Source organism: Streptomyces wuyuanensis, from assembly GCF_900103455.1.
GTDB classification, from domain to species: Bacteria; Actinomycetota; Actinomycetes; order Streptomycetales; family Streptomycetaceae; genus Streptomyces; species Streptomyces wuyuanensis.
On record NZ_FNHI01000001.1, the window covers coordinates 471,928 to 484,440 of the forward strand.

Below are 12,513 nucleotides of genomic sequence, written 5' to 3' on the forward strand. Positions count from 1 at the left end.
CGGGTGCCGTGGGCTCGTCAGCCCGTGCCGAACGGTGCGACCTCGCCGGGTGCGGATCCGGTGACGTCCCGCGCCGGGGTGAATCCGGGGCGGTGCCCGTCCGCGGCCGTGAACGTCACCGGCAGCCGCGCCGGACCGCGCAGCCCGCCCGGCCGCCAGTCCAGTTCCTCCGGCCGCACGGCCAGCGCGAGGTCCGGCAGGCGCCGCAGCACGGTGCCGATGGCGATCTGGCCCTCCAGCCTGGCCAGCGGTGCCCCCAGGCAGTAGTGGATCCCGTGGCCGAAGGCCAGGTGGGCGTTGTCGCGGCGGGTGACGTCCAGCCGGTCCGGGTCGGCGAACCGCGACGGGTCGCGGTCGGCGATGGCGGAGGCGATCAGTACGGTCGCGCCCCGCGGAACGGTCACCCCGGCGATCTCGACGTCCTCGCGCGCGAACCGCGCGATTCCTGGGTTGACGGGTCCGTCGTAGCGCAGGAACTCCTCGATCGCCCCGGGCAGCAGCTCCGGGTCGTCCCGCAGCAGCGCCAGCTGGTCGGGGTGGGCGAGCAGGGCCGCGACCCCGCTGCCGATCAGATTGACCGTGGTGATGTACCCGGCGACGAGCAGCAGGAACGCCATGGCGATCAGCTCGTCCTCGTTCAGCCGGCGTTCCTCGTCCCGGGCGGTGATCAGCGCGCTGAGCAGGTCGTCCCCCGGCCGGGCGCGCTTCTCCGCGATCAGCCCGGTCAGATACGCGCGCATGTGCTGCCACGCCGCGTCCACCACGGCCGGGTCCGGCATCTCCGCCCGTCGCAGCAGCATGTCGTCGGTCCAGCGCTGGAATTCGTGCCGGTCGTCCAGGGGGACGCCCAGAAGTTCGCTGATGACGGTGACCGGGAGCGGCAGCGCGAAGTCCGCGACGAGTTCCGCCCGCCCGGTGGGCAGCAGTTCGTCGATCAGCCGGTCGGTGATCTCCTGGATCCTGGGCCGCATCTCCGCCACCCGCCGCGCGGTGAACGCCTTCGAGACGAGCCGGCGCAGGCGGGTGTGGTCGGGCGGGTCGGAGCGCAGCATGTTGCTCACCATCGACTCGCGCTCCGTCGACGGAAGCTGCTGCATCAGCCGCGGGTCCGACGCGTCGCGTACGTCGCTGCTCAGCCGGGCGTCCGACAGGGCCGCCAGGCCGTCCTCGTAACGGGTGACCAGCCAGGCCTCCAGGCCGCCTGCGATCACGGCCCGGCGGACCGGGCCCTCCTCGCGTAGCCGGCGGTAGAGCGGGAAAGGATCCGCGACGAAGGCCGGGTCCGTGTAGGGCAGAAGGACCGGCTGCTCGCTCATGTTGCCTCCCGGGAAGCGGCACGGCCGTCCATGCCGCGAGTGTCCAGCTTGAGGGTATATGTCCAATTGTTGCTGATTCTGGGATTCACCGAAGGGAGCGGTTCCCGTGGAGCGGACCACCTGCTGCGTGGTGGGCGGCGGACCCGCCGGGATGGTCCTCGGCCTGCTGCTGGCCCGGGCCGGGGTCGACGTCACCGTCCTGGAGAAGCACGGCGACTTCCTGCGCGACTTCCGTGGCGACACCGTCCACCCCTCCACCCTGGCGCTGCTGGACGATCTGGGCCTGGCCGAGCGGTTCGCCCGGCTGCCGCAGCGCCGGGTGACGACGGTGCAGCTGCCCATCGGACCGGACCGTTCCCTGATCACCGTCGGGAACATCGGTGCTCTCCGGGGCAAGTACAACTACATCGCGATGGTGCCCCAGTGGGACCTGCTCGACCTCCTCGCGGACGAAGGCGCCCGGGAACCGTCCTTCAACGTCCGGATGAACACCGAGGCGACCTCCTTCCTCATGGAGGGCGGACGGGTCAACGGCGTCGCCTACCGCACCTCCGACGGCCGCACCGGCGAACTGCGGGCCGCCCTCACCGTCGCGTGCGACGGCCGGGGCTCGATCGCGAGAGCACTGCCCGAACTCGGCCTGGAGAGCTTCAACTGCCCCATGGACGCCTGGTGGTTCAGGCTGCCCCGGCACGAGGACGACCCGAGCGGGCTGGTGGGCGGGGTCGGCGACAGATTCTTCAGCGCACTCATCGACCGCGGCGACTACTGGCAGATCGCCGCGCTGATCCCCAAGGGCACCGACGTGCAGCGGCGCGCCGAGGGCCTGGACCGGTTCATGGCGCGGTTCACCTCCGCCGTCCCCTGGCTCGCGGACCGGGCACACGCCGTCACCTCGTGGGACGAGGTGAAGCTGCTGGACGTACGGCTCGACCGGCTGCGGCGCTGGCACCGCCCGGGGCTGCTGTGCATCGGCGACGCCGCCCACGCCATGTCACCGGTCTTCGGCATCGGCATCAACCTCGCCGTCGAGGACGCGGTTGCCGCCGCCCGGTACCTCGTCGGTCCCCTGGGCGAGGGCCGGGTGGGCCTGAGGGACGTACGCCGCGTACAGCGCCGCCGATGGCCCACCACCGCGGGCACCCAGGCCCTCCAGCGCATCGCCCACGCCAGGGTCATCGAGCCGCTGCTGACCGGGCAACCCGCCTTCGGCAACCCCCGGCTGGCCAAGCGCCTGACCGAGGCCGTCACCACCTCCCGCCGGCTCAACCGGCTCCCGGCCTACTTCCTCGCCTACGGCGCCCTGCGCGAGCGTCCGCCGAAGGAGTCGGTGCGGTGACGCCGAGGCGGGGGCAGGCCGGGCGCGATCCGCACCTCAGCGCGCCCCGCCCGGGACCCGGGTGAGGATCGCGGACAGATCGGCGCCCGGGGGAAGGGTGCCGAAGGCGAAGCCCGAGTCGCCGGCCAGGCGGGAGGCGCAGAAGGCGTCGGCGACGGCGGGCGGAGCGTGGCGCACGAGGAGCGAGGCCTGCAGCACCAGGGCCAGGCGTTCGACCAGACGCCGGGCGCGGAGTTCGGCGTCGGCGGTGAGCACCAGCTCGCCGCGGAGCGTGCGCCACGCCTCGTCCAGTCGCGCGTCCGCGCCCGCGGCCTCCTCGACCTCCGCCCGGAACGCCTCCAGCGATTGCGGCTCGCGGGCGAGCGCACGGAGCACGTCGAGGGCGTTGACGTTGCCCGAACCCTCCCAGATGCCGTTGAGCGGAGCCTCACGGTAGAGCCGCGGCATGCCGGACGCCTCGTCATAGCCGTTGCCGCCCAGGCACTCCAGCGCCTCCGCGACCGCGGCGGGCTGCCGCTTGCAGACCCAGTACTTCCCGGCGGCCGTGGCCAGCCGCAGGAAGGCCCGCTCCTGCGCGTCACCCCGCTGCGCTCGATCGGCGGCGCCCGCGACCCGGAGCGCGAGCGTCGTCGCCGCCTCCGACTCCAGCCCCAGATCGGCGATCACGTTCCGCATCAGCGGCTGGTCGATCAGCTTGGTGCCGAACACGGCGCGGTGGCGCACGTGGTGCGCGGCCTGCGCAAGCGCCGCGCGGGTGCCCGACGCCGAGCCGAGGATGCAGTCGAGCCGGGTCATGGTCACCATGTCGATGATCGTCCGGACTCCCTGCCCCTCCCTGCCGACCAGCCAGGCGACGGTGTCGTCGAACTCGGGCTCGCTGCTGGCGTTGCTGCGATTGCCGAGCTTGTCCTTCAGCCGCTGGATACGGAAGGTGTTGCGCGCGCCGTCCGGCAGCACCCGGGGCACCAGGAAGCAGGACAGCCCGCCCGGCGCCTGCGCCAGCACCAGGAAGAGGTCGTTCATCGGGGCGCTCGTGAACCACTTGTGCCCGCGCAGCCGCCAGCTGCCGTCCGGCTGCGCGGTGGCCACGGTGGTGTTGGCGCGTACGTCGGTGCCGCCCTGCTTCTCGGTCATGCCCATACCGGCGAGCAGTCCCCGCTTGCTCCCGGGCGCCCGCAGCCCCGGGTCGTACACCCTGCTGGTGAGCAGGGGCTCGTAGACGGCCGAGAGTTCGGGCGCCGACCGGAGGGCGGGCACGACGGCGTAGGTCATGGACACGGGGCAGCCGTGCCCCTGTTCGGCCGAGCTCCACACCATGAAGCCCGCCGCACGGGCGACGTGCGCGCCCGGCCGGTCGTCGGCCCACGGCGCCCCGCCCAGGCCCTCGCCGATGGCCACGTCCATCAGCGAGTGGTAGGAGGGGTGGAAGTCGACCTCGTCGATCCGGTTCCCGTAGCGGTCGTGCGTGCGCAGCTCCGGCTCGTGGCGGTTGGCCTCCTCGGCCCAGCGCAGTACCTGCTCCGAGCCCGCGAGCCGGCCCAGGCGGTGCAGGTCGTCCTCGTACCAGCCGGCACCCTCGCGTCGCAGTCCCTCGATCAGCACGGGGTCGTCGGCGACGTCGTGACCGACGAGCGGCGGCGGCTGGTTGGTCACCTCGTGCGTACGGGCGGTGGGGTGGCTGTGCAGGGACGCGTCCGCTGTCGCGGTCATGGCAGTCCTCCGGATCGTTGGGTCATGCCGCGGGACGGGCGCCCGCGCAGCGCAGGGACATCGCCACCAGCTCGTCCACCAGCCGGCCGGCCTCGGGGCCCTCCGCCGGGGCGGCGAGCGGGTCCACCAGCACCTCGCCGATCGCGCCGGTCAGCGCGGCCGCGGTGATCTCCGGGTCCTGGCGGGGGAGCAGCCCGGCGTCGACGCCCTCACGGATGACCTCGGCGAACACGGCACGGTAGCGGCGCCGGAACTCCAGGCGCTCCTGGCCGACGGCCGGTTCGGCCGGGGCGGCGAGCAGGGCATGGGCGAGCCCGCGCCGCTCCATCGCGCGGCGTGCGAAGACGCCGACGCCGAGGGCCAGTCGCTCCACCGGGTCGCGGCTGCCCCGGCGGAGCACCTCGCCGAGCACGTCGACCTCGTGGCCCGAGGCCCGCCGGAACACCTCGACGGCCAGCGCCTGCTTGGACGGGAAGTGCTGGTAGACGGAGCCGACGGACATGCCGGCGGCGGCCGCGACCGCGGTGACGGACGCGTTCGCCCATCCGGCGTCGGCGACCACGGACGTGGCCTGCTCGACCAGGTGCTCCCTGGCGGCGGCCAGGCGGTCCTCGACGGCGGGCGTCTTGCGGTACGGCATGGAAGCAGTGAACCACCGTTCAGAGCTTCGGGCCAGCCCTCCGGACGGGCCCGCGGTGGTCGCGTGCCCCCGGCGGTCACGTCACCGCGGCGTCGCGTTCCCCGGTGGCCACGCCCCGCGCCGGCGGCGGCAGGCGCTCCGGGAGGGAGCGCCGGGCGCGTCGTACGGTCCCGCGGGGGGTCACGTTCCCCCGGCGGTCACGTCCCCGGGCCGCCGTTTCCGGCCGGGCGGGCGGCTGCCCGCCCGGAGGCCGGTACCCGTTGCGGGCCGGGACGGCGGCCCGGTCGAAACTGTTTCGGGCGCCCGTGGCGGCGGCCCCGCGGAGCGGCCGCGGCCCCGAGGAGCCGTCAGCCGTCCGACCGGCGGGCCCGCCCCGTGACGTCCCCCAGCACGTCCTCGATCCGCCGCCGGGCGCCCTCGTCCCTGGGGACGGCGGGCAGTTCACGGCCGCGTCCCGTTCCCCACGCCGTCGCGACGGCCACCGGGTCACGTCCGGACGCCGCGCCCGCGGCCAGGGCGGCGGCTCCCAGCGCGACCAGTTCCTCCGACTGCGGGACCAGCACGGGACGGCCCGAGAGGCGGCGCACGGTGTCGACCCAGAACCGCCCCCGCGCGCCGCCCCCGATCAGCGTCAGCGGCCGCGCCTGCGCGCCGGGACCCCGCGGTTCGCCGTCCCCGCCGCCGAGGGGGAGTTCGTCCAGGGCGCGCAGCACGGTGAACACGGCGCCCTCGTACGCGGCGCCCAGCAGTTGTCGCGGCGTGGTCGTGTGCCGCAGTCCGGTGAGCAGACCCGAGGCGTGCGGGAGGTCGGGGGTGCGCTCACCGTCGAGGTACGGCAGCAGCACCGCCTCGCCGCCCGGTTCGGCGTCCTCGCGGTCGAGCCCGAGCAGAGCGGCGACCTTGTCGACCGCGAGCGTGCAGTTGAGGGTGCAGGCCAGCGGCAGATGGCCGCCGTCCGTGGTGGCGAAACCGGCGAGCGCGGGCGACGAGGGACGCGTACGGGTGGCCGCGAAGACCGTGCCCGACGTGCCGAGACTGACCACCGGGTGGTCCAGCAGTCCCGCGCCGCCGAGACCCAGTCCGACGGCCGCCGCCATGTTGTCGCCCGTTCCCGCGGCGACGGCGATGCCCTCCGGCAGTCCGAGCGCCTCGGCCGCCGGGCGGGTCAGGGACCCGATCCGCTCGGCGCCGCTGGCCGCGACGGCGGGCAGCAGCGCCGGGTCGAGGCCGACGAGGGAGAGCAGTTCGGGGTCGTACGCTCCGGTCGCGGTCGAGTACCAGCAGGTGCCGGAGGCGTCGCCCGGGTCGGTGACGGCGGTACCCGCGAGCCGCTCGGTGAGGAAGTCGTGGGGGAGGCGTACGGCGGCCGCCGCGTCGGCGGTCTCCGGCTCGTTCTCGCGCAGCCACTGCCACTTGGTCGCCGTCATGGAGGCGACGGGTACCGAGCCGGTACGGGCGAGCCAGGCATCCGCGCCCCCGAGGGCGCGGACGAGAGCGGTGGCCTGCGGGGCGGAGCGGGTGTCGTTCCAGAGCAGGGCGGGGCGCAGCGGGCGCCCCGCGGCGTCCAGGGTGACGAGACCGTGCTGCTGCCCGGCGACGGCGATGGCCGCGACGGCGGAGGCCGGGACCCCGGACTCGTCCAGAGCCGAGGCGACGGCTTCGCACAGCGCCCCCCACCACACCTGGGGATCGGTCTCCCGTGCTCCGCCTTCCCCCGTGACGGTGTGGGGCGAGCGCCCCACGGCCAGCACACGGCCGGATTCGGCGTCGATGACGGCGGCCTTCGTGGACTGGGTGGAACTGTCCACACCGATGACGACGGGCGATGACGGCACTGCGCACCTCACTGGACAATTTTGGCTGCTGTGGAAACAAAATATGTCGAGGTCGGGAGGGGCCGTCAAGCCCTGCATAACAGGGCATGTCCGACATTCGCGCGAGGTGGGTCGAGTCTTGGCAGACGGCATGCTCTGAGGTATTGGTTAGAGGGCAAACAAATTCGGACCGTCGTCTCCCGAGGGGCAGCACCATGTCGGAGAAGTACACCCCCACCGCGCAGGACAAGTTCACCTTCGGTCTGTGGACCGTGGGCTGGCAGGGCCGGGACCCCTTCGGCGAGGCGACCCGGCCGGCCCTGGACCCGGTCGAGTCCGTCGAGCGCCTGGCCGCGCTGGGCGCGTACGGCGTGACCTTCCACGACGACGACCTGATCCCCTTCGGCGCCGGTGACGCCGAGCGCGAGGCCGCCGTCAAGCGCTTCCGCTCCGCCCTGGAGCGCACGGGCCTCACCGTGCCCATGGCGACCACGAACCTCTTCACGCACCCCGTGTTCAAGGACGGCGCCTTCACCGCCAACGACCGCGACGTCCGCCGCTTCGCGCTCCGCAAGACGATCCGCAACATCGACCTCGCCGTCGAACTGGGCGCCACCACCTACGTCGCCTGGGGCGGCCGCGAAGGCGCCGAGTCCGGCGCGGCCAAGGACGTGCGGGTGGCCCTGGACCGGATGAAGGAGGCGTTCGACCTCCTCGGCGAGTACGTCACCGAACAGGGCTACGACCTGCGCTTCGCCATCGAGCCGAAGCCCAACGAGCCGCGCGGCGACATCCTGCTGCCCACCATCGGCCACGCCCTCGCCTTCATCGAGCGCCTCGAGCGCCCCGAGCTGGTCGGAGTCAACCCCGAGACCGGCCACGAGCAGATGGCCGGACTCAACTTCCCGCACGGCATCGCCCAGGCGCTGTGGGCGGGCAAGCTCTTCCACATCGACCTCAACGGCCAGTCCGGCATCAAGTACGACCAGGACTTCCGCTTCGGCGCCGGCGATCTGCGCCAGGCGTTCTGGCTGGTCGACCTCCTGGAGACGGCCGGGTACGAGGGCCCCCGGCACTTCGACTTCAAGCCGGTGCGCACCGACGGTTTCGACGGGGTGTGGGAGTCGGCGAAGAACTGCATGCGCAACTACCTCATCCTCAAGGAGCGCGCCGCCGCTTTCCGCGCCGACCCCGAGGTCGGGCAGGCGCTCGCCGCGTCCCGGCTCGACGAACTCGCCCGGCCCACCGCCGCCGACGGCCTCCGCGGCCTGCTCGCCGACACGTCCGCCTACGAGGAGTTCGACGTGCAGGCGGCCGCCGAGCGGTCCATGGCCTTCGAGCGCCTCGACCAGCTGGCGATGGAGCATCTGCTCGCCGTGCGCTGACGGCGGGATATGTTTCCCTGTCGCCCTTTCGTGAGCTGCAGTCCCCGGCCGGAACCGCCGTGACCGGGGCAGGTGGGGAGTGTGAACGTGTCACAGAGCGCCGCGGGAGCGGCCGCCCGCGGCCCGGGCCGGGCGCCGGCCGACCAGGTGGCGGTGCGCCGCGCCAACCTCGTCCGCGTCCTCGGCGAGGTGCGCTCGGCCGGCCCGCTGTCCCGGGCCACCGTGGCCCGGCACACCGGGCTGACGCGGGCCACGGTGTCCAGCCTGGTGACGGAGCTGATCGAGCGCGGACTGCTCCGGGAGACCGACTTCCAGCAGGACGGGACCGTCGGGCGGCCCGGGCGCCGTCTCGAGATCGACGGGCGGGCCGTGGCCGCGCTGGGGCTGGAAATCAACTCCCGCTACCTCGCGGCCTGGTCGACGGATCTCGCGGGCCGCACGCTGAGCGAGCGGCGGGTCGTGCACGACGCCACCCGTGAGGGCGCCGAGCGCACGATCCGCGCGCTGGCGGCGATCGCCGCCGAACTGCTCGGCGAGGCGCGGGCCGCGGGGGTGCACACGGCGGGGATCGGCGTGGCCGTGCCCGGCCCCGTGGACGCCGCCGACGGTTCGGTGCGTGCCGCGCCGAACCTCGGCTGGCGGGACGTCCCGGTCGCCCGGCTGCTGCGCGAATTGCTCGGTCTTGCGGACGAGGTCGCCGTCGTCGTCGACAACGAAGCCAATCTGGCGGCCCTGGCCGAACGCGGCCACGCCGGCTCCCGGGCCGCCGATCTGGTCTACGTCACCGGCGAGACGGGAATCGGCGCGGGCATCGTCGCCGACGGCGGGCTGCTGCGCGGTGCGGGCGGCTTCAGCGGCGAGCTGGGCCATCTGCAGGTGGATCCGGCGGGTGAGAGGTGCGCCTGCGGGCGCATCGGGTGCCTGGAGACCAAGGTCGGGCTCACCGCCGCGATCCGCACCGCCGCGCCGGATCTGGCGGCGGACGGCGCGGCGGGCGCGGTCACCCGCGATCCCCAGGAGCTCGCGGGGGAGTTGCTGCGGCGGGCCGCCGAAGGGGACCCGCGGGCGCTGGGCGGACTGGACGAGATCGGTCGCTGGCTGGGCATCGGCCTGGCCATCCCGGTCAATCTGCTGAACCCCGAAGTCATCGTGCTGGGCGGCTACTTCGCGACGGTCGCCCCGTACCTGCTGCCCGCCGCGATGCGGGAACTGCGGGAACGGGCCGTGGCCGGCGACCCGGCGGTGTCCCGGGTCACCGGCTCGGCGCTGGGCTTCACCGCGGCGGTGCGCGGCGCGGCGGGCGTCATCGTGGAGGAGGTCTTCGCCGACCCCGCCCGGGCGTGAGCCTCACTGACGCCGCGGGCCGAGGACGCAGAACTCGTTGCCTTCGGGGTCCGCCAGCACGACCCACGGCTGATCGCCCTGGCCGATGTCGACACGCTGTGCGCCGTGGGCCACCAGACGGGCCACCTCGGCGTCCTGGTCGTCGGGCCTGAAGTCGAGATGCAGCCGGCTCTTGGCCTTCTTGCTCTCGTCGAGCCGGACGAAGTCCAATCCCGGCAGGCGATCCGGCGCTGGGCGGATCTCGAACTCCTCGTCGGAGGAGTGGACCACCACCCAGCCGAGAGCCTCGGCCCACCACTGCCCCAAGGCCACCGGATCTTCCGAGTGGACGATTACCTGTTCCCATTCCAAGGCCATCCGGCGAGCATACGGGCCGGGCTGCGGACAACGGGCGGTCCCTCGCGGCCGCCGACGCCGTCAGTCCGTGTTGCCGGCGCCGCCGTGCTGCCGACGCCGTCAGTCCCGAGTCGCCGGCGCCGCCGTGCTGTTGCGGACGACGAGGCTGGTCGCGAGCTCCAGCCTCGTCGCCGAGGCTTCCTCGGTGCGCAGCCTGAGCAGCATCTGCGCCGCCTCCTCGGCCATCTGCCGGAGCGGCTGGTGGACCGTGGTGAGGGCGGGGCTGGACCAGCGGGCGACCGGCACGTCGTCGTAGCCGACGACGGAGAGGTCGTGGGGTACCCGCAGCCCGCTGACGCGTGCCGCCTCCAGCACGCCCAGGGCCTGCAGATCGCTCCCGGCGAAGATCGCGGTGGGGGGCTCGGGCAGGCGGAGCATCTCCACGGCCCGGTCGAAGCCGCCCTCCACGTGGAAGTCGCCGTACCGGACGAGGCCGGGGCCGGTCTCCAGCCCGGCCATGCTCATGGCGGAGCGGTAGCCGTCGAGCCGGGCCAGGGAGCACAGCATGTCCTCCGGCCCGGTGATGATGCCGATCCGCCGGTGCCCGAGCTCGATCAGATGCCGGGTGGCGGCCAGGCCGCCGTTCCAGTTGGCCGAGCCGACGGACGGTACGTCGGGATCGGGGTCGCCGGCCGGATCGATGATCACGAAGGGGATGGACCGCGACCGGAGCTGCTGCTTGACCTCCTGCGGGAGGGCGGAGAAGACCAGCACCACACCGATGGGCCGCCGTTGGAGGACGCCCTCGACCCAGTCGGGGGCCGGCGAGTGGCGGGTGCCGCTCTCGGTGAGCACCACGCTGGCCTGGTTGGCCTTGGCGACGTTCTCCACGCCGCGGATCAGCTCCATCGCCCAGATGCTGTCGAGCTCGTGGAAGACGATCTCGATGAGCGGCGCCTCGCGGGACGACCTGGCCGTGCGCCGATAGGCGTGCGTCTCGAGGAGGCGTTCCACCTTGACCCGGGTCGGCGCCGCCACGTCCTGGCGCCCGTTGAGCACTTTCGAAACTGTCGAAATGGAGACGCCCGCCTTCTCGGCCACCTGGGCCAGGGTGATCCGGCCCATCTCCTCGTCATCGCGCATGACAGGAGCATAAGGCACGGCCAACCGGGCGACGGCAGTAACGCTTTGGTAACTGGCGGACCGAGGGTTGACCGTCCTGGTGAGCCCGCCTAGCGTCCCTTCCCGTGAACTTTCGGTAATGGTGCCGAAATAGTTTCGAAAGGCGACGCGATGAAGCAACGCGTACGGTTCCCCCGGGCCGCCGTCACCGGCGGTGTGGCGCTGGCCATGGTGCTCTCACTGTCCGCGTGCGGCGGCGGCTCCGACGACGCGGCGGGAAGGGCCGACGAGATCCACGTCCTCGTCTACGGCGACGCGACCAACAAGGTCGAGAAGCAGCTGGTCGAGACCTTCAACAAGACCTCGAAGGTGAAGGCCGTCCTCGACACCATCCCCGGCGCGGACTACCAGGCCAAGCTGCAGACGGTCATCAACAGCAAGCAGGCCCCCGACGTCTTCTTCAACTGGGGCGGCGGCAGCATCAAGCCGTTCGTCGACGCCGGACTGCTGATGCCGCTGGACGACTTCATCGCCAAGGACCCCGGGCTCAAGTCCAACTTCCTCCCCTCGGTGTTCAACACCGCCGAGGTCGACGGCAAGGCGTACGGCGTGCCGATGCGCGGCACCCAGCCCGTGATGCTCTTCCACAACAAGAAGGTCCTGCGGGAGGCGGGCGTCTCCGCGCCGAAGACCTGGGACGAGCTCCTCGCGGCCGTGAAGACCCTCAAGGCCAAGGGCGTCACCCCGATCGCCCTCGGCGGCGGCGACAAGTGGCCCACCCAGATGTGGTTCCAGTACGTCTACGACCGCGTCGCCGGACCCGAGCTGTTCCGCAAGGCCCTCTCCGGCGACAAGAGCGCCTGGGAGAGCGCCGACAGCAAGAAGGCGCTGGGCATGATCAAGGAGCTGGTCGACGCCGGCGCCTTCGGCACCAACTACGACTCGGTGAAGTTCACCGACGGCGGTTCGCCGGCGCTGCTGGCCACCGGAAAGGCCGCGTTCGAGCTGATGGGCTCGTGGGAGTACGCGACCCAGCAGGACGCCCACCCCGACTTCGCCGCGAGCGACCTGGGCTACGGCACGTTCCCGACCGTCGCGGGCGGCAAGGGCGACCCGGCCAACCTCGCCGGGAACACCAACAACTTCTACTCCGTGCTGAAGCGGACCAAGCACCCCGAGGCGGTCGCCGAGTTCCTGAAGCTCCAGTACTCGGACGAGTTCGTGAAGGCGCAGCTCGGCGTCGGCAACCTGCCCACCACCACGAACACCCCGGACTTCCTCGACACCTCCGCCAACCCGGCGTACTCGAAGTACCAGTACGACCTGGTCGCCAAGGCACCCGCCTTCCAGCTCTCCTGGGACCAGGCCTACCCGCCGGCCGCGACCACCACGATCCACACGGCCGTCCAGCAGTTCTTCAACGGCCAGATCGACGCGGACGGCTTCATCGCGTCGATGCAGTCCCTGCCCGCGGCATGACCTCCACCCCACTCACCGGAACACCTGA

Annotated in this window: 10 protein-coding genes; 4 read left to right on the top strand and 6 right to left on the bottom strand. The window is 72.8% G+C overall.

Annotated features, from left to right (window positions below; translation table 11 throughout):
- Positions 1–17: 17 nt before the first annotated feature.
- Positions 18–1,316 (bottom strand): cytochrome P450 family protein, encoded by a 1,299-nt coding sequence (locus BLT82_RS01940; RefSeq protein ID WP_093651999.1) that lies wholly within the window; start codon positions 1,314–1,316, stop codon positions 18–20.
- A gap of 106 nt (positions 1,317–1,422) precedes the next feature.
- On the opposite strand from BLT82_RS01940, the gene BLT82_RS01945 reads away from it, so the two are divergent.
- Positions 1,423–2,655: an FAD-dependent oxidoreductase gene (locus BLT82_RS01945; RefSeq protein ID WP_093652000.1), complete on the top strand. Its 1,233-nt coding sequence runs from the start codon at positions 1,423–1,425 to the stop codon at positions 2,653–2,655.
- A gap of 36 nt (positions 2,656–2,691) precedes the next feature.
- Here BLT82_RS01945 and BLT82_RS01950 read toward each other — a convergent pair whose 3' ends face one another.
- The 3 genes from BLT82_RS01950 to xylB all read right to left on the bottom strand — a co-directional run bounded on the left by BLT82_RS01950 (position 2,692) and on the right by xylB (position 6,840).
- Positions 2,692–4,365 carry an acyl-CoA dehydrogenase family protein gene (locus BLT82_RS01950; protein ID WP_093652001.1) on the bottom strand — a complete coding sequence of 558 codons (1,674 nt, stop codon included), beginning with the start codon at positions 4,363–4,365 and terminating at the stop codon, positions 2,692–2,694.
- Positions 4,366–4,387: 22 nt separating this feature from the next.
- Positions 4,388–5,005, bottom strand: a complete 618-nt coding sequence (locus tag BLT82_RS01955) for a TetR/AcrR family transcriptional regulator (RefSeq protein ID WP_093652002.1) — start codon at positions 5,003–5,005, stop codon at positions 4,388–4,390.
- A 347-nt stretch (positions 5,006–5,352) separates the two neighbouring features.
- The gene (xylB, locus tag BLT82_RS01960; protein WP_093652003.1) at positions 5,353–6,840 is read right to left on the bottom strand and encodes a xylulokinase; all 1,488 of its coding nucleotides are present in this window, start codon (positions 6,838–6,840) and stop codon (positions 5,353–5,355) included.
- Between the two features lie 194 nt (positions 6,841–7,034).
- Between xylB and xylA the strand changes: the two genes are divergently transcribed.
- Together xylA and BLT82_RS01970 are read left to right on the top strand one after the other, a co-directional pair.
- Positions 7,035–8,204 carry a xylose isomerase gene (gene xylA, locus BLT82_RS01965; RefSeq protein WP_093652004.1) on the top strand — a complete coding sequence of 390 codons (1,170 nt, stop codon included), beginning with the start codon at positions 7,035–7,037 and terminating at the stop codon, positions 8,202–8,204.
- Positions 8,205–8,285: 81 nt separating this feature from the next.
- Entirely contained in the window at positions 8,286–9,548 is a 1,263-nt protein-coding gene (locus tag BLT82_RS01970) for an ROK family transcriptional regulator (RefSeq protein WP_208867645.1), read from the top strand.
- Between the two features lie 3 nt (positions 9,549–9,551).
- On the opposite strand, the gene BLT82_RS01975 is transcribed toward BLT82_RS01970, so the two are convergent.
- Both BLT82_RS01975 and BLT82_RS01980 read right to left on the bottom strand, forming a co-directional pair.
- A complete protein-coding gene (locus BLT82_RS01975) occupies positions 9,552–9,905 on the bottom strand; it encodes a VOC family protein (protein WP_093652005.1) in 354 nt (117 codons plus the stop codon).
- A 99-nt stretch (positions 9,906–10,004) separates the two neighbouring features.
- On the bottom strand, positions 10,005–11,027 hold the full coding sequence (locus BLT82_RS01980) for a LacI family DNA-binding transcriptional regulator (RefSeq protein ID WP_093652006.1): 1,023 nt from the start codon (positions 11,025–11,027) through the stop codon (positions 10,005–10,007).
- 150 nt (positions 11,028–11,177) lie between these two features.
- On the opposite strand from BLT82_RS01980, the gene BLT82_RS01985 reads away from it, so the two are divergent.
- On the top strand, positions 11,178–12,485 hold the full coding sequence (locus tag BLT82_RS01985; RefSeq protein WP_093652007.1) for an ABC transporter substrate-binding protein: 1,308 nt from the start codon (positions 11,178–11,180) through the stop codon (positions 12,483–12,485).
- Positions 12,486–12,513: the final 28 nt, after the last annotated feature.